Genomic DNA, 22,769 nt, shown 5'->3' with positions numbered 1-22,769 from the left:
ATGTAACAAGTAACACTATCGAAGAATCATGAAAACAATCAAGATAACGGCCATCGCCGCCATGTTGCCGGCTCTTCTCTCCTCGTGCCACAATTCTGACAACGAGTTCCCTGATTTTGACTATCAGACAGTATATTTCGCCAATCAGTCGGTGGGCCGCACCGTCGAGCTCGGCCGTGACCGCGAGGTAGACCTGACTCTCGACAATCAGCATCGTGTCATGGTCAAGGCCGTGCTGGGCGGTGTGTACAAGAACACTGTCGCCCGCACCATCCATTTTGACGTGGTGCCCGAGCTCTGCGACAACCTCTATTTTGGCGATGGCCAGGGCGGAGGCAAGGCCGAGGTGCTCCCCGAGGATTACTATACGCTTGAGTCGGGAGTCATATCCATCGAGCCCGGCCGTCATGACGGCGGAGTCACAGTGCGCCTTGACGAAAAGTTTTTCAACGACCCCAAATCCATCGGCTACAATTATGTGCTTCCCATCGTGATGACTCATGCCGAGGGGGTCGACTCGATACTTCAGGGCAGACCTGCGGTAGAGAATCCCGACCGTCTCAATGCCTCCGACTGGAGCGTGACCCCGCGTGACTATGTACTCTATTGCGTGAAGTATGTCAACGAGTGGCACGGCGTATATCTGCGCCGCGGCACTGACCGTCTCACTCTCGCCGACGGTACGACATCGGAAATCGTGCGCAAGGCCGACTATATAGAGCGTGACGAGGAGGTGAGTGTCAGCACTTCGGCTTATCGCAGCTGTGAGATAGCCCTCTCTACCCAGACCGATGCCGACCACACCTATGCCTATAGACTGCGCCTTGACTTTAACGCCGAGGACGGCACATGTGCCATCTCTTCGGCCGAGGCCGGAGTCACCGTGACCGGTTCGGGACGCTTTGTGATCGACGGCGAGAAGAACGCCATCGGCGGTACCGACCGTGATGCCCTTTATCTCGACTACACAGTGACTCATCCCTCGGGATGGTCGCTCAAGGTCGACGATACGCTCGTGCTCCGCAACCGCGGCGTGCATGCCGAGTATCCCGAAGTAGTTGTCAAGTAGTCATAAGTAACTCGCAAAACAATTATTATGAAATATATCAAACCTTTATGGATGGCGGTGGCCGGCTTCATGGCAGTGTCGTGTGCCGATGACTACAAGGCTACCATCCCTGTGCCCGACAAGCCCTATGACGTGGCGATGGACCAGCGTCTGTCGGCCTACTCGGTGCTCACCGACTATGTGTCAGACCCGGAGTTCAGACTCGGCGTGAATGTGGACCCCGCCGACTATGCCAAGCACGGACTCACCTACAGCATAGTCCACACCAATTTCAACCAGATAGAGACAGCCTCACAGTTTCTCCCCTCGATGCTCATCAACGAGGAGGGCGACTATGACTTCTCGGGACTCTCGTCGATAGCCGAGGCGGCCGGTAAGGACGGAGTGTCGCTCTTCGGACCGGCTCTCTGCTCGCTGACCAATATTCCCGACAGCTATCTCAAGGGGCTTATCGCACCGACAATCATACCCTATGAGCCCTGGAGCGAGCAGGTGAAGGTGGCCGACTTTGAGAACGAGGCCGCCGGCACTAAATATCCATCGTCAAAGAAGAACGCCGGCTCAGTCAACGTGGCCATAGCCGACGATCCCGCCGGAGTGCAGGGCAAGGTGCTCGGCTGTACAAAACTCACGATGGACCTTCCCAAAGTGCCAAAGGTGACTCTCCCCGCAGGCTATACTCTCGCCGACGTCTCGCGCGTGCGTCTCAAATGCTACATTGTGGATGGCAAGGCCACAAGCTCGCGTCTGCAGATCGAGACAGCCGGCTACAACGAGAAGGACAATGACTACAAGACCACGGGCGAATGGCTTGACTATGTATTTGACATGTCGAAAATCAAGCTCACAGCCCAGCAGATGGCCCTCAACTCGTTCAGCTTGTGTGCGGGAGCCTATGGCTCTAATATAAGCTGCTATATCGATGACATACAGGTGCAGATAGACCACCTCAAGGGCGATGACACCATCATCGAGAAGAGTGATGCCGAGAAGAAGGAAATCATCGGCGGTCAGCTCGACAAGTGGGTGAACGGTACGCTTGAGGCCTGCGCCGGCAATGTCAGCGAGTATATCATCTATGACGAGCCTCTTGATGATGAGAGCGCGTCGTTTGACTGGGCCGCTTATCTCGGCGATGGTTACGTGGCCGACGTGCAGAAGGCTGTAAATGATGCGGCCGGCATGCCTGTCAGATATTTCGTGAGCCAGACACTCTCGCTTGGCGAGAACACCCCCGCCGACATAGATGAAATCATGAAGTCGGTGGCCGCACTCGAGGCTAAAGGCGTGAAGGTTGACGGTATCAACCTCGTGCTCGATGCTGTGTATCGTCAGGAATATTCCGCGCAGGTGAAGAATGAGGCGGCCGTCGAGAAGGCCATGGCGCATCTGTCGAAGATTGACCGCCCGGTGCGTATTTCCAACTTTACCGTCAAGGTGCTTGACCACAGCGGTATGCAGGTGTCGCCTTCGTCGCTCAACACAGTTGAGCGTCAGGCTGTGGCAGAGCTTTATGAGAAGGTGGTGCGCGGCTATATGGACGGTGCCGGGGCCAATGCCTATGGCTTCAGTTTCTCCGATGTGGTCGACGGCAGCGTCAATGTGGCTCCCTGGGCTGCGGGCGGCAACCGCAACTTTGTCTACGAAGGCATCGTGAGAGGACTTGACCGAAAGTAAGAGTTGTAAGCCTGTCGGGAGGGTGACTAATGAGCCGTCCCGACAGGATTCAATCGAAAAAATTCATCCATATTGAATAATCACAGCGTATGAAAATCAGAAACATAATATTTCCGGCATTGCTGTTGTCAGCGGGAGCTTTGTCATTCACAGGCTGCACTGACAGCGACATCAAACCGCAGGGGCTGACTCAGGCTGCTGCGACCGATGCGTCGCTCGACAATATCAATGCCAACATCGCGGCCATACGCAAGGCTGTCGAGTCAAAGGCTCTCGGCTCGACTGTCAGTAGGATAACCCGTCTGGCCGACGATGACGGATGTCTCATAGAGTTCAGCGACGGCAACACGGTAGCTTTCCGCGCCAATGTCGGCTCGATGGGAGTCCCGTCGTTGCAGCCATCGCCCACCTCCTATACGCCGGCGGTCGCCGCCGAGGCAGATGAGGACGGTGTGTATTACTGGACTCTCGACGGCGAGTGGCTCCTGGCTGAGACTACCGGCAAGAAAATCGAAGTGACCGGCGGCAAGAGTGTCACTCCGGTGCTTTCGGTCGATGCCGACGGCCATTGGGTGCTCGACGCACAGGCGTATGGACGCAAGGTGCTCGGACCTATGACCTCAGGCTCTCAGACAAGTGCCATACAGTCGATAGATGTCTCCGATCTTGAAAACATACTGGTGCATTTCAGCTCGTCGACAGCTCCGCTCTCGCTTGCCGCTGGTGGCGGCACTGTCAAGCCCGACGACCCTGTCACGGGTTCTCTGCGCCGTCCCATCAGTGTCGAGTCGCCCGCATGGCTCGTGCACATCGACTGCTGGAACTATCCCGACCCCGTAAAGATTATCGAGCTTATACCTGACGACATACTGCCTTATGTCATCTTCAACCTTTCGCTGTCGGTAAGCCATAATGAGCAGACCGGACAGTTTCAGGTGAGCGAGTATGGCTACGAGACGGTGAAATCGTGGCTCCGCACATGTGCCGAGCGCAATCTCTGGGCCATGATACAGCCCTCGTCGGGTGGTTTTACTCACTTCCCGGATGTCTCGTCCTATTCACAGTTTGACGAGGAGAAGTATGGCATGTACAAGGAGTTTTTCAGCGAGTATCCCAACTTTCTCGGCTTCAACTACTGCGAGCAGTTCTGGGGCTTTGACTCAACGGACGCACTCGGCTCGCCATCCTGGTTACAGCGAGTGGCCCACTGGAACGAGCTCCTCAAGCTGACTCACGAGTATGGCGGCTATCTTACCGTGAGCTTCTGTGCCAACTACTGGTCGGCTCCCATCAATCCTGTGGCCATGATCAAGCGCAATCCGGAGTTTGCCCGCACATCGGCCCAATATGCCGAAAATTTTATCATGTGTGAGAAATACACCCAGTCGGGATGTTTCTTCGACGTCGAGGCCGAATGTATGGGCGTGTGGCTTTCGGGCCATGCCGGCCACTATGGCATACGTTTCGACCAGTGTGCATGGAACGAATGGGCCGGAAGCTATTATTTCGGCAAGAGCGATGCTGATTATCCGGTAGCTCTCGGGGCGGCACTTCAGCTTGAGCACATTACCCTGACAGGTCAGACAGTCATCGACGGTCCTGAGCTTATATGGCAGCAGGATTTCAAGGAGGAGGGTCTTGCCAATGTCGGAGACGGCTACCAGAGCCGTACCTGGGGCACATTCCCGCAGTTCCGCAACATCAATATCGACCTCTTCCGCAAGATACTTGACGGCACCATACGTCTGATGACCAAAAAAGAGGTGATAGAGCGTGCCAAGATTGTGGTCATACAGGACATCACCTCCGGTCCGGAAATCGAACAGTACTGTCTGCCCAAATGGTTCCACCTCGGCACGAGCGCGCTCGACCATGACAACGGACGCGAGGACAACCACTTCTATCTGCGCAAGACGGGCCGCTATCCGGCGGTGCCTGTAGTGGCTGAGCTTGTTGGCTCGGACGCCAACCTGTTTGAGTACAAGTATAACCAGTCGAGCCTCTCGTCATGGGAGAATACCGCAACCAAGACCCGCGAGCTCAACCGCATCTATCCCAAGGAGTATGACGGTGACCTCTTTGCCGGCCGTCATGAGAACACGTGGGTGACCTACAACCCCTGGGTGGATGTGCGCTCGGCCAACATACCGCTCAAATATAACACCTGCGAGAGCCTCGACCTGACATTCGAGACCTTTACCACAGGTGTGTGGAAGGAGTATTCCGACCGTCTCACATGCTATCTTACCAACTACAACGAGAACGGCGGCACCGTACGTTCGACAATCCGACTCAACGGAGCCTCGTCGCAGCCCTCCTACACTGTGACTCCGCGAGCCGAGGCTTCGGTGCGCACTTCCGACAGTTGGGCTGACGGTGTGCTCACTCTGTCCATCGACCACAACGGTCCGCTCGACATCACCATAGAGTGTTCAGGCAACGGTTCCGACCGTCTTACCGACTATACACCCGCCACACTCAAGGTGCCCGGCTCGCCCAGGATTTATCATGGTCCGCGCCAGTATGAGGCCGAGGTGTTTGACTTCAAGTATGTGGCTTCGCGTGTGACAAGCGGCTATAACTCCAACATCCGCAACTACACCGGCCAGGGTTACATCAACTTTGGCAAGCGCAACACGGCAGCTGTGCGCGACGAGGTGAGCGTGATCGATGAGGGCAGATATGCCGTCAAGTTCCGTTATCGCGCCGAGAGTGCCGACGTGACCACCGTCGACCTTTATGTCAACGGAGAGAAAGTGGCCTCGCCTGTGTTCACCCAGTCGGGTAGCGACAAGACCATATGGTATGTCAACTCCACCGGAGCATATCTCAATGCCGGCAAAAATATCATCGAGCTCAAAGCCAATGCAGCCGGTGCATGTGACCTCTATCTCGACAATATGATTATCGAACCGCTTCCTTAGTGTTACTTACCAATGTTTCCCGGAGCGGCGCAAGCCGCCTCCGGGGGACTATAAACCAATTTAAATTTTTACCAATTATTTAACAGATTTACTAACTACCTAATTTTCTTACTTATGAATCTTAGTTGCAAACAATTATTCTCGCTGTTGAGCCTGGGAGCCGTGTGTGCTTTCTCCGCCTCAGCCGAAACGGTGTCAACCGAAATGACCATCGATTTTGAGAACTATGAGCTTGGCGCACAGCTTGGCACCAACGGTTCACCCTCTCATGCCGACATCATAATCACCGAAGACCCTCTTGAGGGTGGCGAGCAGGGCAGTGTGCTCCACGTCAATCATCCCGACTGGGATACATGGGCGCGCATCGCATCCATCTCCTGTCCCAAGGGCTTCACCATCGCCGACTGTATCATGATCGAGGTGACTTATTACAATCCGTCAGAGACACCCAAGCCCCTCGACATCAAACTCAAAGCACCAGTAGCCTCCTATCCCGCCGACTGGACCAATGTGATACAAGACGAGGATATTCTCTCGGACGGATGGAATACAGCAGTTTTCGCTCCCGACTCGTTTGAGTATACCGAGCAGGGCGAAGCCAATACAAAGGCATCAGATTTTGGTCTCGCAATCGGATTCTTCAAGAATCCCACCGACTATTATATCGGTGACATAACCTTTTACTTCGAGAAAGAGATGTCGCAGCGCGAGCTTGACGAGGCCGCTCTCGACAAAAGCACCGCAGCATGTGTGGAAATCAACTTTGACGACCTCGAGGCTAATCCCGCGGGCACTCCCCATCTTGGCTCAAACGGCGGCAGCACCAACCGTCCCGATATGATTATCGACAAGGGTCCCGAGGGTTACAACAACAATTGCGCCCACATTATCTATGGCGGCCACACCCAGATATTTCTCTGGGATCTCATCAAGTGTCCCCAAGGATATACATTCGACGATCTCCGTCTTGTGGAGTATGATATTTACGAGACCGAAATAGCCGGAGTAGACCATACTACCGGCCAGGAATATGCCGGCAAGAACGGAGCTCCCGTGCTGAAAGTCAAGGATGCACCCTGGAGCATCGACAGCAACAGTGGCGGCTCGACCTGTGGCAACTCGGCTCTTGCCAAGACCAATGAGTGGACTCATGTAGAGTTCCTTCCCTCTGGCATAGCATGGGCTCCCCGCGACTTCACAATCACCGAGGGAGAGGGCGATGACGCAGTGTCGACCCCCGTACATTGGGATGCCGACCAGACACGCGACGAGATGGGCAAGAAGACATCGTTTGCCATCAACATCGGATTCTTCCCCTGTCTCAACCAGTGTTATGTCGACAATGTGAAGCTATGGTTCCAGAAGGGTGCCAACAGCGGTGACGTATCGGCCATCAAGGATGTGGTGGTTACTCCCGAAACACAGGGTTATACCGTTTACAACCTCCAGGGCATATGTGTACTCCGCACAGCCGAGGCTTCAGACATAAACAATCTTCCCGCCGGACTCTACATCATCAACGGCAAGAAATATCTTGTGAAGTAAAAATACCTTCATCATAATCTTGTAATATAGACATCTCGTCTTAGCGGGGGCGTATCAGAGCGAAAGCACAACTGATACGCCCCTATCTTTTTGTGCTGTATCAGGTTGATATTCAGTGGGGATGTTATGAATTGACATAATTGTGTTACGTAGTTGTATGACAATGTAACGTGTGTTGATATTGTTGAGATGTCGTTGTGTAGGTTGCTAATGTAAAAAAGGTTACTTTTGTCATACAGTTATGCAATGGAAAAAATAATACAGCTTATGAAACCTTATATTCTACTACCGGTGGCTATGCTGTGTGTGTCGTCGTTGGCGAACGCGCAGACCGGACTTTATAACAATGAGTTTGCCTTGCAGGATGTCGAACTGCTCGACGGGCCGTTTCGCCATGCCCGCGACCTTAACGTTGACGTGTTGCTGAGCTATGACACCGACCGTCTGCTCGCTCCATATATGAAAGCGGCAGGCCTCGAGCCCAAAGGAGAGAGTTTTCCCAATTGGGACGGTCTTGACGGCCACGTGGGCGGTCATTATCTGTCGGCACTTGCCATCCACTATGCCGCGACCGGCAATCGCGCGCTCAAGGAGCGTATGGATTATATGCTGAGCCAGCTTGCCATGTGTGCGGCTGCCCGCGGTGACGGATATGTAGGCGGTGTGCCTAACGGCGACGAACTGTGGGGCGAGTTGCGCAAAGGCAATCCCGGTAAAATATGGGACTGGTGGGTGCCCTGGTATAATGTACACAAGATGTATGCCGGACTTCGTGACTGCTGGCTCTATACCGGTTCGCAGGTGGGTCGCAACCTGTTTCTCGGCATGTGTGACTGGGGCCTCGGTGTCATCAGTGGTCTTGATGACGGGCAGATGGAGTCGATGCTCAACAATGAGTTTGGCGGCATGGACGAGGTGTATGCCGATGCCTATGCCATGACGGGCGAAGTGAAATATCTCGACGCGGCCCGACGCTTCACTCACCACCAGCTCTTTGACGGCATGCGCGACGGTGTGGACAATCTCGACAACCGACATGCCAACACCCAGGTGCCCAAAGTCGTGGGTTATCAGCGTATGGCCGAGCTCTCGGGTGACACCGACTATCGCAAGGCTGCCACATTTTTCTGGGAGACTGTCGTAAACAACCGCTCGCTCTCGATAGGCGGCAACAGCCGTCGCGAGCATTTTGCGTCGGCCTCCGATGCCAAGAGCTATGTGGATGACCGCGAAGGCCCCGAGTCATGCAACACCAACAATATGCTCAAACTCACCGAGGGACTCTTCCGCATGAGCCCCAAGGCCCGATATGCCGACTTTTACGAGCGAGCTCTCTATAATCACATACTCTCCACCCAGCATCCCGACCATGGCGGCTATGTCTATTTCACATCGGCCCGTCCCGGCCATTACAGGGTGTATTCCAAGCCCAACAGTGCCATGTGGTGTTGTGTGGGCACCGGCATGGAGAATCATGGCAAGTATGGTCAGTTTATCTATACTCATTCAGGTGACGATTCGCTGTATGTCAATCTGTTTATCCCCTCGGTGCTCAACTGGCGCGAGAAGGGAGTGACGCTGACTCAGACCACCGCTTTTCCCTCTGACGGAAACACCACTCTGACTATGGCAATGGACTCTCCCCGACACATGAGCCTGATGCTGCGCCATCCGGGATGGTGTGAGGCGGTGACTGTCAAGGTCAATGGGATTAAGGTGAAGACTCAGTCACGTCCCTCGTCATATATCGCTCTTGATCGCGAGTGGCATGACGGTGATGTGGTGGAGATGGAGATGCCGATGAAAGTGCGTCTCGAGGAACTCAATCATCTGCCGGAGTATGTGAGCATACTCCGCGGCCCCATCGTTATGGCGGCCCGCTTTGACAACGGCGCGCCGCTCACAGGACTGGTGGCTGACGACAGCCGCTGGGGTCACATAGCTCACGGTCCGCTTGTGTCGGTTTTTGACACACCGCTGCTGATAGGCAACCGCAAGGATATAGTGAAAAAACTCAATGCCATGAAGCCGGTGGAGGGTCGTGAGATGGCCTACAGAGTGGCGGGACTGTTTGACGGAAAGTTTTCCGATCTGATACTTGAACCCTTCTACGGCATACACGACTCGCGCTACATGATGTATTGGCTGTCGATGACCCCCAAAGATTACAGGCTCTATCAGGCCAACGCGCGCCGCGACGAAGAGATGCGTCTGGCTCTCGACCGCCGCACGGTCGATGCGGTCAACACCGGCGAGCAGCAGCCCGAGGCAGATCATTTTATGGAGAGCCGCTCGTCAGCGTCGGGCAACTTCAACGGAGAGCCGTGGCGTGACGCATCCAACGGCGGATATTTCTCCTATCGCATGAAGACCGACGGAGCTTCGGAACTCGCGCTGCGTGTGCGCTACTGGGGCAATGAGTCAGGACAGCGACGCTTCAACATACTTGTCGATGACGTGGTGCTCACCACCGAGGACACAGCCGGAAAATGGAACCGTAATGAGTTTGTCGAGCAGGAGTATGACATACCGGCTCATATGGTCGACGGTAAAGAGTATGTTACGGTGAAGTTTGCCGGAGAGAAAGGGCATACGGCCGGAGGAGTATTTCACGTGAGACTTATCAAGCCTGAAAAGAAGTGAAAAACAGTGATAAACAGAGTACAAAAATGAGACTTAAACCGATACTATCACTGATGCTGGCCGCCACGGCGGCGGCTTCGGCTCAGAACCCGGTGGTGCAGACATGTTACACCACCGACCCGGCACCAATGGTGCATGACGATACATTCTACATATACACCGGCCATGATGAGAACGGTGCCGACTTTTTCTGGATGCAGGAGTGGCGTGTGTATTCGTCAAAGGATATGGTCAACTGGACCGACCACGGCTCGCCTCTGGCGATAGAGGATTTCAAGTGGGCCGACGACAGGGCCTGGGCACCGCAGTGTGTGGAGCGCGACGGCAAGTTTTATTTCTATGTGCCGCTCCACTCCAGTCTTACCGGGGCGATGGCTATCGGAGTGGCTGTAGGCGACACGCCGGTCGGACCGTTTAAGGATGCCATAGGCGCGCCGCTTGTCGACGGCAGTTGGGACTATATCGACCCCACGGTCTTTGTCGACGATGACGGACAGGCTTATCTCTATTGGGGTAATCCGGAAATTTATTATGTGAAGCTCAACAGGGATATGATTTCGTTTGAGGGCGAGGTCAGAAAAGTCGAGCAGACGGTGGAGGGTTTCGGAGCTCCGGCGGTCAAACTCCGTGACAAGAATACCAAATACAAAGACATGTATACCGAGGGGCCGTGGTTCTATAAGCGAGGCGGCAAATATTATCTGCTCTATGCGGCCGGCGGTGTGCCCGAACATATATCCTATTCGATGAGCGACTCTCCCGAAGGTCCATGGAAGTATATGGGCGAGATAATGCCGCTCCATGACACAGGGTCGTTTACCAATCATTGCGGTGTGGCTGACTTCCGCGGACATTCCTATTTTCTCTATCACACGGGCCGGCTCCCGGGGGGAGGCGGTTTCGGACGCAGTGTGGCGATAGAGGAGTTCAAGTATAATCCCGACGGGACATTCCCGGTGATACATCCCACCGACGAGGGTGTGAGTCCGCTCGCGGTCTTCAATCCCTATCGTCGCGTGCAGGCCGAGACCATCGCCTATTCCAGCGGAGTGACTACCGAGCCAAATGCCCGTACAGGGGTGTACGTGGCTGACATCCATAACGGTGACTGGATCAAGGTGCGTAATGTCGATTTCGGCTCGGGTGGTCCATCGAGATTCAAGGCATCGGTGGCAAGCGCGCTCAGGGGCGGTGCCATTGAGGTGCGTATGGACAGTGTGGCCGGACCGCTTGTTGCGCGTATCAATGTGCCGGGCACAGGCGGATGGGAGAACTGGAAGACGCTTGAGGCCAAGGCTCTCATGGAGGTGCCTGGTGTGCATGACATCTACTTTGTGTTTACCGGCCGCAAGGGTCCCAAACTGTTCAATTTTGACTGGTGGGAGTTTAAGAAATGAATTTTAGGCGATATTCAGCTATTGCGATTGCAATAGTTGTCGCAATGAGCACATCCGTCGCATCGGCCTCGATATGCGTATCGGAAAGCCGTATGTCCGGGGCTGTCGACCTGAGAGGTGTCACTCTGTGTGTCGACAGTGCTGACTACGCTTGTGTACACAAGGCCGTCGGAATGCTCGCCGGAGACATAGAGGCCGTGACGGGTGTACATCCGATGTCGGCTGACGGATTATCCCGACGGAATGTCCCTGCAATCGTGGCCGGAACCATAGGCCGTAGCGATATTATCGATGGAATGATAGAGTCGGGTCAACTTGATGTGGCTGACATAACCGGAGGATGGGAACGGTTTGTGATACGTACCGTCCCCGCCGTAGGAAATGACCGTCCGGCTATGATAGTCATAGCCGGTAGCGACCGCCGCGGCACAGCCTACGGCATCACCACTCTAAGCCAGGTAATAGGCGTTGACCCTTGGGTGTGGTGGGCCGATGTGCCTGTGGAGCGCAGACCGTCACTGTGGGTAATGGCTGACAGTGTGTCGCAGACCCCGTCGGTGAAATATCGCGGCATCTTTATCAATGACGAGGACTGGGGGCTGTATCCCTGGGCCGCTCGAAATTATGAAAAAGAGCTCGGTGACATAGGTCCGCTCACTTATGCACGCGTGTGTGAATTGCTGCTGCGTCTGCGCGGCAATATGCTCGCTCCGGCCATGCATGACTGCACGGGTGCATTCTACTCTCATCCGGAGAGCAAGCAGACGGTGGACGATTACGGCATCATAGTCACGACCTCACATTGCGAACCGATGCTCTTCAACAATTTTGCCCCCTCGGAGTGGAACCGTGAGCGTGACGGTGAGTGGGATTACTCCACCAACCGCCGGACTATATTCGGTAAATTTGACTCGCGGGTGGCCGAGGCCGCGGGATATGAGAATATCTATACTGTGGCCATGCGGGGAGTGCATGACGAAGCCATACAGGGTACAATGTCGACCTCACAGCGCGTAGAGCTGCTTGAGCAGGTCATCTCGGATCAGCGTGGCATCCTGCGCGATCGTCTTGACCGCGACCCGCAGGATGTGCCTCAGATTTTTGTCCCTTACAAGGAGACGCTTGACCTGTATCGTGCCGGACTTAGACTGCCCGATGACGTGACCATAGTGTGGCCCGACGACAATTACGGCTACATGAAGAGCCTGAGCACTCCGGCCGAGCGGGCGCGCAAGGGTGGAGCGGGTGTATATTATCACACCTCCTATCTCGGCACGCCTCATGACTATCTGTGGCTCTGCACCACGCCTCCGGCTCTGATGTATCACGAGCTGCGAAAGGCTTTTGACGCAGGTGCCGACCGCTATTGGCTGCTCAATGTCGGTGATATCAAGCCGGCCGAGGCGGCAATGCAGACGTTTTTTGACATGGCGTGGGATTTCTCCCGTTTCAGTCACGACAATGTCAATCGTCACCAGGCTGCATGGCTTGCGGGAATATTCGGCGAGGATTACAAAGACGCGTTGCAGATGATTCTTGACACATATTACCGCCTGGCCTGGTCGCGCAAGCCTGAATATATGGGGTGGGAAATCGAATGGGACTCTCCCGAGAATGAGCGTCTCCGCCCTACGGAATATTCGTTTGCCAACTATAACGACGCCAGGCATCGTCTGGCCGACTATCGTCACATCTCGGAACTGGCCGACAGCATCATGTCGCAACTGGAGGAGGATAAGCGGGCTGCTTTTTTCGAGATAGTCGGCTATCCTGTAATGGCTTCCGACATGATGAACCGCAAATTTCTCATGGTGCAGCTCAACGGCGAGCTTGCTCAGGCCGGCGACAGGGCCGGGGCCAATTATGCGGCGAGACTGGCGCGAGAGGCCGCCGACAGCATCGAGGCTCTCAACAGGCGATACAACACTCTGCTTGGCGGCAAATGGGAGGGATTGATGACGGTGCCTCCCGGCTATTGCGCGCAATATCACGGTATGCCGTCACTGACGGAGTATGCAGGCGAGTGGTGTAGGATCGTTGATCTGTCGGTTGACCATGCATGTGACAGACTCGACGGATGTCACACGGTAGACCTCACTACGGCCGTGATAACTCAGACCGACCACGAGGCCGGTGTCAGACTCATCGAAGGAGTTGGGTATGACTGGACATCGCTGTGTCTCGGCGATGCGCTTGGATGTGAGAAGGGAGGTCACGTGCCCCAAGTGAGCTTTGAGCTTCCCGCGTGTGAGGCCGACACGGTGAGCGTACACCTCTACTCGCTGCCATTCTTTCCTGTCTATGAGGGTAGGGGAATGAAGACAGGCATCTCGTTTGACGGAGAGCCTGAGGTCGTGACAGAATATCTGCCAGAGGAATGGTCGCCGCAATGGAAGGAGAATGTGTTGCGCAACTCGGCTGTCGCAGTTGTGAAATTTCCGGTCGACAAAACTCTGAGTCATCACACTCTGACCATTAGAGGCATCGATCCGGGGGCGATGGTGCAGCGCGTGGTCCTTGATTATGGCGGGTTGCTGCCGAGTTATGTCGGGCCGTCGCCAGCCCAAGCGTCAAAATAATATGAAAACCAATATAAAAAATCTAATGTAATGAGAAAAAGATTGTTTTATTTAATGGCTATGTCATGTGCCGGCATGGTGCTTCAGGCCGGAGTGGTGTCGCACTCCGGCAGCGGGGTCACCGTCGGGGTTGACGGCGGGACTGTGGAACTCAGTTTCTATAGCCCTTCTACGGTAAGAGTGGTAAAATATCCCGGCAGTGATCGCCCCGACAAGGAGTCATATGCCATAATCGCCGCACCGACCGACGTGGCGTGCAAGGTGAAGGAATCGCCGCGCAACACTACGGTGGCCACGTCGGACCTGACAGTGAGGATTGACAACAAAAGCGGTGAGCTGACATTTATATCTAAGTCGGGCCGGGAACTGCTGAAGGAGAACGGTCCCGCACGGTTCACTTCAATCACTGATCTCGGCGACAGCACATATGAGGTAGGGCAGACGTTTACGCTCCGACGTGACGAGGCGGTCTACGGGCTCGGCAATCTTGCCAACGGCCGGCTGTCGCAGCGCGGCATCACACGTCAGCTAATGCCCGGAAATATCGAGGACGGTATCCCGGCCATAGTCTCGTCAAGGGGGTACGGCCTGTATTGGGACAACTATTCACCCACCGAGTATAGCGACAAGGACTCGGGAATGTCATTGACCTCGCAGGTAGGCGACTGTGTGGACTATTATTTTATGAACGGCGGGGATGCCGACGGAGTGATAGCCGAGATGCGTGCCATCTCGGGCGAGGTGCCGATGTTTCCCTTGTGGAGCTACGGATTCTGGCAGTCGCGCGAGCGTTACAAGAGCCAGCATGAGATAACCGGGGTGGTCAACAAATATCGTGAGCTCGGTCTGCCCCTCGACGGCATTATCCAGGACTGGCAATACTGGGGCGGCAACTATCTGTGGAATGCCATGGAGTTCATGAATCCCGATTTCAACAATCCACAGAAGATGATGGATGACATCCACGCCGCCAATGCCCATGCCATCATCTCGATATGGTCGTCATTTGGTCCGCAAACCAAGCCTTACCGCGAGCTTTCCGACCGCGGACTGCTCTTTGACATCTCCACGTGGCCTCAGTCGGGCATTGACACCCAGTGGCCTCCGCGCATGGATTACCCCTCGGGCGTGAAGGTCTACAACACTTACAGCGACGAGGCCCGCGACATATACTGGAACAATCTGAAGCGTCTCCACGCCTTCGGGATGGACGGCTGGTGGATGGACTCGACGGAGCCCGATCATTTTGACGGCAATATGGATTTTCCCACCGGCAAAGGTTCGTTCCGACGTGTCAGAGGAGCCTATCCGCTGCTCACGGTCGGCGGTGTGCATGACCACCAGATAAAGGAGGACTCGACGAAGCGTGTGTTTATACTCACCCGCTCGGGATGGTTTGGCCAGCAGCGTTACGGATGCAACGTGTGGACAGGCGATGTAAGCTCGACATGGGATATGCTCAGAAAGCAGATACCCGCTCATCTCAATTTTTCCATGACAGGCAACCCCAACTGCAACTCCGACCTCGGAGGATTTTTCTGCGGACATTATAAGGTGAACGGCAAAGAGGCTTATGAAAACCCGCAGTTTCGCGAGCTTGTAGTGCGCTGGACCCAGCTCGGAGTGTTCACCCCGATGATGCGTTCGCACGGAGCCGACTCGCCACGCGAGATATATCTCTTCGGTAAAAAGGGTGAGCCTGTGTATGATGCTCTCGAGAGTGCCGTCAGACTGCGTTATGAACTGCTGCCTTATATCTACTCGACCTCATGGGATGTCACAGCCAACAGTTCGACTTTCATGCGTCCGCTGGTTATGGATTTTCCCAAGGATGTCAGGGGGCATGACTGCGCGAGTGAATACATGTTTGGCCGCTCGCTTCTCGTAGCCCCCGTGCTCGAGGCCCGTTATACCCCCGAGGCCACGGTGAAGATTGACGAAAATACCGGCTGGGACCGCAAAGAGACTGTGGCATCGGTGCTCTCCGGCAACATTGACTTTATGGCCGAGCATGACATGGAAGTATACCTTCCTGCCGGGACAGCATGGTATGACTATCACAGCGGACGCCGTTATGAAGGGGGCCGCACTGTCAACATCGCTACGACAATACACTCGATACCAGTGTTTGCCAGGGCGGGTAGCATCATCCCCAATGGTCCGAAGGTGAATTATGCCACCGAGCGACCGTGGGACAATCTCGTGATAAAGGTTTTCCCCGGAGCCGACGGCCGGTTTACGCTCTATGAGGACGAGGGTGACAATTACAACTATACCAAAGGCAAGTATACCACGATAGATTTTGTGTATGACAGGAAGTCGGGCACAGTTACGGTGAATGACCGCAAGGGCGAATATCCCGGTATGCTCGCCTCGCGCAAATTTACCATCGTCAACGGTGCGACCGGCAACAAGACTGAAATTTCCTATAACGGTACAGCCGTGAAGGTCGCTCTTCCGAAATAATCCGGGAGGAGCGTCGGGGATACAAAAAGACAAAAGTCTCAAAAGAAACAGAAGTTTTTAACTCGTTGGTAAAACAAACGTTTTATGTGAGTTAAAAACTTCTGTTTCTTTTGAGACTTTTGTCTTTACTGTATCTCTTAGCTGTCGTATTGACGGTTATTTTGCGTAATGGTTGAGGATTGCGGTGGCGGTGCGGGTGCCGGGAGTCTTTTTGTCGCGGGGATGTATGTCATTCCATTCGCCGACATCGCCGTTTTTAATCCAGTAGGCATCGGAAGTCTCCTCGGCCGCCATGCGCTGGGCGTCGCGCATTTCCTGCCAGGCCCGACGTCCGCCTTGGTCGGATGGGTGGAGAAAGTCGGCAAGCTCGACGATAAAGAAGGGGAGGGTGGGGTTGCCGAAGCTCTCGCGCCAGTCAGCGATGAGGGTTTTCATCAGGTCTTTGTATTGCGAGCGGATGTCGACATCCGACTCACCCTGATACCATACGACACCACGGAATGGCATGTTGACAAACGGAGATATGAGACCGTTGTAGAGCACTGTCGGTGTCTGGAAGAAGTCGGTGACCGAGGGAGCCTTGGGCATCGGAGTCCCGAGATGGTGACGCCAGTTGCCTTCGAGGGAAATCTCGTAGTTTTCACCGAATATTATCTTGTGGGGCTTTTCGGGCACGAAATGCGGAGTGCCAGAATTGCTTACGACTCTTACTGTGATATTGTTTTTGCCCTCGTGGAGCACTCCGGCGGGTATCTTATAGATACGTGGAGGGTATTGATAGGAGGTAAATCCGACAAAGGTGCCGTTGACCCACACCGAGTCGGCGTCGACTATACAACCGAGACGGAGCTCGGCGTCGCGTCCGGCTTTTGCGGTCGGAACCTCAAAATCTTTTCTGAGCCAGTGGGAGCCGTTGACGGGCTGTCCGTCGGCCTTGCCCCAGTCGAGGCTCAGGAGGTCATATTCGGTCCACGAGGAGTCGTCGGCCGAAGGGTCGCTCCATCTTACGCCGCTGTTATAGCCGAGATCTGACTTGTTCATGGTCTTTGACCAGAGATATGAAGCGCGATTTTCGGCTTTGGACAGCAGTGAGCGGTATTCGTCGTCCTCGACGGTGTGGAGGCGGTTGAGGCGGAGAGGATATTTGGCCATGGAGTTCTCGCTGATCCAAGTCTCGATGCGCGAGCCGCCCCAACTGGAGTTGACGATGCCCACGGGCACATGGCCGTTGTTTTCATAGAGATTCTTGGCTATGAAGTAGACAAGCGCGCCGAAGTTTTTGACCTTGCCGGGCTCGACTTTTTTCCATTCCGACTTGCTCACATCGTCCTTGGCACCGTGGAAGGCATATTCTTTAGGAGTCTTGAACTCGCGTATGGCCGGATTGGTGTAGCTCTCCACCTCGTCGGCATAGAAGTCCATGACACGGCTCACCATAAGTTCCATATTGCTCTGGCCCGAGCATAGATATATGTCGCCGATGAGCACGTCATTGACGGAAATATCATTTACGGTCAACACATAGGGGCCGCCGGCTTTGAGCGGAGACAGTGTTACCGACCATTTGCCTGAGTCGTCGGCTACGGTCTTGGCTTTGGACGATTTGAGTTTCACTGTAACCTGTTCGCCCGGAAGTGCCTTGCCCCATATTTTGATAGGCTGTTCGCGCTGGAGCACGACACCGTCGGACAGCACCGAGGGGAGAGTGACGGCCGCGCTGATTGTCGCCGACAACGACAGCAGGGCGGCGGCCAGAATGGATGTGACTGGTTTGATCATAAGATTGTTACGTTAGATGTCAGAAGTCAATGGTTTTCATGTCATGCAAATATACGGCATAAAACTCATATATAATATATGGTGATACCTTTTTATAAGCATTTGATACAAAGAGTGGCATTTTTCGGCAACATGAGCATATGTAACATTAATATTTATTTCCGTAACACACTCACAGGCTTTCCGACCTTGCTGACAGGCTTTCAGGCTTTGCAGTTTCATCCTGGTAACAAATTGCGGAGCGGTATGTATCATCATATTGCAGGAGTGGAGGAGTGGCTGTATATTTGTAGTGTGAATTAAAAACGTATTTAAGGTAGTATTTAAGGTAATAGATTAGAAAAGATTGTTTTTTGGTATTACAAAAATTGTATTACTCAAGTTTTAAGAATTTTTTAAGGTGATTGTATTGACAAAGATGCTTGCGATGTGAATCGTGTCAATCGGTTGTCAATCCAAAAAAATGAAACAGCCGCCGGACGTGATGTCAGGCGGCTGTGCTGTTGCATATCGGAGTGAAGAGGTGTCACGATGGCATGTCGGGAATCTCGGGAAGTTCGGGAATCTCGGGTGATTTGCCCTGGACGTGCATCGTGCGGTATTCGGTGGGTGACACGCCGGTAAATCGTTTGAAGGCCGTGGAGAAGTGGGGCTGTGACGTGAAGCCGAGGGTGTAGGCCACCTGCGTGATGTCTACGTCGGGCTTTTTAAGCAGTTCGCAAGCCCTTCGGAGGCGTATGTTGCGGATGAAGTCGCTCGGAGTCATGCCGATCAGTTCCTTCATCTTGCGGTGAAGATGGGCACGGCTTATGCCCACCTCGCGGCCGAGCTTCTCGACGTTGAGCATCGGGTCGTTGATGTGGGTGTTGATGATGGCCATAATTTTCTCCATCAGAGCCTCGTCGTTGCCCTTCATTTCGGGAGTTGCAATCTTATCGTCATTGTCCTGCACGCCCGAAAATTTGCCTTTGAGCTTCAGACGGTTGTCGATGATATTGTCGATCATCATATCGAGCTCGTCGATGTCAAACGGCTTGCCTATGTATCCGTCGGCTCCGCGGTTCCATCCGGCCATGCGGTCGGCGATGTCGCTCTTGGAGCTCAGCAGGATAACGGGCACATGGTGGGTGCGGGAGTTGGATTTGAGTTGCTTGAGCAGTGTCAGACCGTCCATCTCGGGCATCATCACATCGCTCACCACGAGGTCGGGCACATTGTCGAGAATCATTTTCATGGCCTCGGCACCATTGGATGCTGTCGTGACACGATAGACGCCTGAGAGATGGTCTTTGATGTATTCACGCAGTTCGGCATCGTCGTCCTCCACGAGTATGCGGCGGTTGGACGCCGAGTAGCGCACCTTGCCGCGCGTGGAGGCAGGGGGTGTGTCGCGGTTGGGGATGTAGGAGCCGGCGATGTGTTTGTTGTCGTTGTCGGCTTGGGCGTGTGAATTACCCTCTCCGATTGTAATAGCTTGATTCTCAATCGTGTCTTGCGCGTATAACGGTATTCTTACAGTAAATACGCTTCCTTTAGTGCCGTCGGAGCGGTTGGCGGCCGAGATGGTGCCGCCATGGAGCGTGACAAGGCGTCGGCACAGGTCAAGACCGATGCCGAAACCAACGCTAGCCGAGTTGCCGTGATTTTCACGCGCTCGGTAGAATCGGTCAAATATGTGGGCCAGCGTCTTGTTGTCAAGGCCTATACCGCTGTCGATGACCTGTATTTCGGCACATTTGCCTATCTCGTCATCGTCGGCCTTGCAGAGTCTGACCTGTATGTTGCCCCCGTCGGGGGTGTATTTGATGGCGTTGGATATGAGATTGACGAGTATCTTGTCGAAATTGTCGCGGTCGATTGACACTTTAGGCAACTCGTCGTCACACTTGAACTCCATGGATATGTGTTTTGTCTCGGCCTGTGACTCGTACATTTCCACAAGTTCGCCGACAAACGAGCGCATGTCGGTGGGCGAGCATTTGAGCCTCATCTTACCCTTCTCGATTTTGCGCAGGTCGAGGAGCTGGTTGACGAGACTGAGCAGACGGTGGGCGTTGCGGCGCATGGTGTGGAGCTTGGCGGTGACCTCGGGGTCGAGCGGCTGCTTGAGCAGCGACTCGAGAGGGCTTAGAATCAGTGTGACCGGTGAGCGGATGTCATGGGAGATGTCCATGAAGAATTTTATCTTGGCATCGTTGATTTTCTCCTCGCGTTTCTTCTTCATGACCGTGAACGAGAGCACGATGATGGCAATAAGCACCAGCAGGTAGAGAACCTTGGCGATGTCGGACGTGTACCACGGCGAAGCGATGTGTATGCGTATCTCTGTGACGTCAGAACTGATGTTGTTCTCACACGCTTTGAGGCGCAGAGTGTAGTCGCCCGGCTCGAGAGTGGGGAGCGTGATAGTGTTTTCACCCGGCTTGGTGCGCGTCCAGGTGTCGCCAAGCTGAGGTATCTGCCACTTGTAGCGCACATTGGAGGCGTCGCGGAAATCAAGTGTCGACAGCCGCATCATGAGAGTGTTGTCCTTGTGGGAGAGATGGAGAGCCGAGGGCGAGAGCGGGTTACCGTCGATGATGGGGCGGTCGCCCGACATGGATGAGGCAAAGACTCTCGAGCCGTTGACATAGAGCGCGCTCACCTTGATATTGCAGTTGTTGAGGTCAGGTGTTGTCACGCTCGACGGTCTGAGGCTCGTTATGCCGGCGTCATTGCCGAAATATACGGTGCCGTCAAGCGGAGAGGTGACAGCGTAAGGATAACGTTTTTCATACAGACCGTATCCGCCGTGATAGGAGATGATTTTGTCGGAGCCGTGCCGCATGCAGGAGAGCCCGTGCATGGTGCCGAGCCAGAGATTGCCGTTGAGGTCGGTAGTGAGCGAGCGTATCTCGTGGTTGGAGAGTCCGTCCTCGGTCGAATAAGTGCGTATAACACCTTTGTCGGGATGATAATGTATGAGACCGAGAGTAGTGGCCATGTATACCGAGCCGTCAGGACCGTCCTCGAAGGACGACGTAGTCCTTTTGAGAAAATCTCTCTGGTCGATTTTCATCAGCGAGTCGCCCTTGCAGTCATAACAGGCGAGTCCGCCATACAGGCCTATCCATATCTTGTTGTCGGCCGAGCGGTGCAGACTGGCTATGTAATTGTTGGTCAACCGGTCCAGATATTCTTCGTTGTAATACCATTTGACGGATTTATCAGAAGGGTTGTATCGTAGAAGTCCGATGCCGTGCACCCCTGCAAAGATGTCGCCGTCGGTAGCCATGCAGAGGTGTATGCCGGGAAATTTACCTTCGACGGGGAGCATGAGCGACATTTTGCCGGTTGAGAGTTCGAGCCGGTATATGCCGTCGTTTGCGACCCCGACAAGAGCCGAGCCGTCAGAGCCTTCTATTATAGATGTGGCGTCATTGCCTGTAGGCACGATGGCTTTCGCGCTCAGGGAGCCGTCGGGATTGAGTATCAGTATAGTGCCGTTGCTTATGGCTACAAGCAGTTTTGAGCCGACAAAGGCCAGGGTGTTGAGACCTCCGCTGAAGGTCGACACGATATCCCTGATGCCGCGATAGAAGAAGGGGATAGGTGTCGACGGCACCATGCCTACGCCATAGAAATTACATCCTATCCATAGATTGTCGTTTGGGTCGATGTAGGTGGCTCCGATTTTAAGATGGTTTATGTTGTGGAGCGGCGAATAGAGTGACAGGTCTTTCTCGACTTTATTTGAACCGGGGCGTATTTTCCACAGTCCCGAGCCCTGGGTGGCTACATAGACGGTGCCGTCTTTGCCACAGGTGATATTGTTGACGGGGAGTTTGCTGCGGCTGTCGATGGTGAGCGCGGTAAGCCTGTCGGTCTGCGGGTCGTAGCGGTATATGTCGTTGACCGCGCTTATAAGAATGCTGCTGTCGTTCTCTACGACTATGCCGGTGATGTAGTCCGACGATATTTTGCGGAGCTCGGCGTTTCCGTTGGGCGAGATTATGCACAGCGAGCCGTTGTGACATCCCAGATACAGGCTTTTGTCAGGGCTTTGAGTGAGAATACTGAAGCCTTTCTCACCGATGGTATTTGGAAGGTATCTCACGGCTACCGGCATGTCGTCGGAATGGTCTATCACATAAAGACCGACACCCGACACAAGAAATGTGATAGTGCCGTCGTGTTGCTCTGTCAGTCCGATGATGTAGCCGTCAAAGGCTTTTTCTGGAAGAGTGATGAGTGAGAATGTATCGGTGTCGGGATTATAGCGATTGAGCCCGTTGGCTGTTCCCACCCACAGGTTGCCGTGCGAATCGCACAGTATCTTAAGTATGCGGTTGTCGCTTATCGAGCCGGGGTTGTTGTCATCGTGGCGATATACGTCGTAGGAGTTCCCGTCAAACCGCAACAGTCCGGTGTCGGAACCAATCCACAGCATGCCGTCCTTGTCAAGACAGAAACATGTGTAGAGCCCGGTGATGAGTTCGGGATCGGAAAAAAGTCTGACAGCTCTGCTCCCGTTGCTTCCTGAAACCGGAATGGCCGGGAACATAAACGTCAAAATAGAGGCAATGATAAGGATAAACGATTTCATGGTCATACTAATGTAAGCGTAAAATTAAATATTATTTTATTGCAGCAATTCAAAGTTACAAAAAAATAAAATATGCAACTACAAAGAGAAACGAAAATGTTACAT

At 54.0% G+C, this 22,769-nt stretch carries 10 protein-coding genes; 8 read left to right on the top strand and 2 right to left on the bottom strand.

From position 1 onward, the window contains the following. Nucleotides 1-28: 28 nt before the first annotated feature. From QGT73_RS04885 to QGT73_RS04850, 8 genes are all read left to right on the top strand, one after another. Nucleotides 29-1,069: a DUF5627 domain-containing protein gene (locus QGT73_RS04885; RefSeq protein ID WP_280121676.1), complete on the top strand. Its 1,041-nt coding sequence runs from the start codon at nt 29-31 to the stop codon at nt 1,067-1,069. Nucleotides 1,070-1,096: 27 nt separating this feature from the next. Further along, nucleotides 1,097-2,746 (top strand): endo-1,4-beta-xylanase, encoded by a 1,650-nt coding sequence (locus QGT73_RS04880; RefSeq protein WP_280121675.1) that lies wholly within the window; start codon nt 1,097-1,099, stop codon nt 2,744-2,746. An 89-nt stretch (nt 2,747-2,835) separates the two neighbouring features. Next, nucleotides 2,836-5,670 (top strand): glycoside hydrolase family 98 domain-containing protein, encoded by a 2,835-nt coding sequence (locus QGT73_RS04875; RefSeq protein ID WP_280121674.1) that lies wholly within the window; start codon nt 2,836-2,838, stop codon nt 5,668-5,670. Between the two features lie 204 nt (nt 5,671-5,874). After that, the gene (locus QGT73_RS04870; RefSeq protein WP_280121673.1) at nt 5,875-7,215 is read left to right on the top strand and encodes a hypothetical protein; all 1,341 of its coding nucleotides are present in this window, start codon (nt 5,875-5,877) and stop codon (nt 7,213-7,215) included. Nucleotides 7,216-7,482: 267 nt separating this feature from the next. After that, a complete protein-coding gene (locus QGT73_RS04865) occupies nt 7,483-9,858 on the top strand; it encodes a glycoside hydrolase family 127 protein (protein ID WP_280121672.1) in 2,376 nt (791 codons plus the stop codon). A gap of 26 nt (nt 9,859-9,884) precedes the next feature. Beyond that, entirely contained in the window at nt 9,885-11,255 is a 1,371-nt protein-coding gene (locus QGT73_RS04860; protein WP_280121671.1) for a glycoside hydrolase family 43 protein, read from the top strand. Nucleotides 11,256-11,299: 44 nt separating this feature from the next. Then, nucleotides 11,300-13,834: a glycosyl hydrolase 115 family protein gene (locus QGT73_RS04855; protein WP_280121670.1), complete on the top strand. Its 2,535-nt coding sequence runs from the start codon at nt 11,300-11,302 to the stop codon at nt 13,832-13,834. A 54-nt stretch (nt 13,835-13,888) separates the two neighbouring features. Then, nucleotides 13,889-16,300, top strand: coding sequence for a glycoside hydrolase family 31 protein (locus QGT73_RS04850; protein ID WP_280121669.1), 2,412 nt, complete (start codon nt 13,889-13,891; stop codon nt 16,298-16,300). 156 nt (nt 16,301-16,456) lie between these two features. Here QGT73_RS04850 and QGT73_RS04845 read toward each other — a convergent pair whose 3' ends face one another. Together QGT73_RS04845 and QGT73_RS04840 are read right to left on the bottom strand one after the other, a co-directional pair. Then, nucleotides 16,457-18,079: a sialate O-acetylesterase gene (locus QGT73_RS04845; RefSeq protein WP_280121668.1), complete on the bottom strand. Its 1,623-nt coding sequence runs from the start codon at nt 18,077-18,079 to the stop codon at nt 16,457-16,459. A 526-nt stretch (nt 18,080-18,605) separates the two neighbouring features. Next, a complete protein-coding gene (locus QGT73_RS04840; RefSeq protein ID WP_280121667.1) occupies nt 18,606-22,664 on the bottom strand; it encodes a hybrid sensor histidine kinase/response regulator transcription factor in 4,059 nt (1,352 codons plus the stop codon). Nucleotides 22,665-22,769: the final 105 nt, after the last annotated feature.

This window comes from Duncaniella muricolitica (assembly GCF_910574735.1).
In the GTDB taxonomy this organism is placed as follows: domain Bacteria; phylum Bacteroidota; class Bacteroidia; order Bacteroidales; family Muribaculaceae; genus Duncaniella; species Duncaniella muricolitica.
The sequence above is the reverse complement of the archived record's forward strand: the minus strand, read 5'-3'. Positions and strand labels throughout refer to the sequence as shown.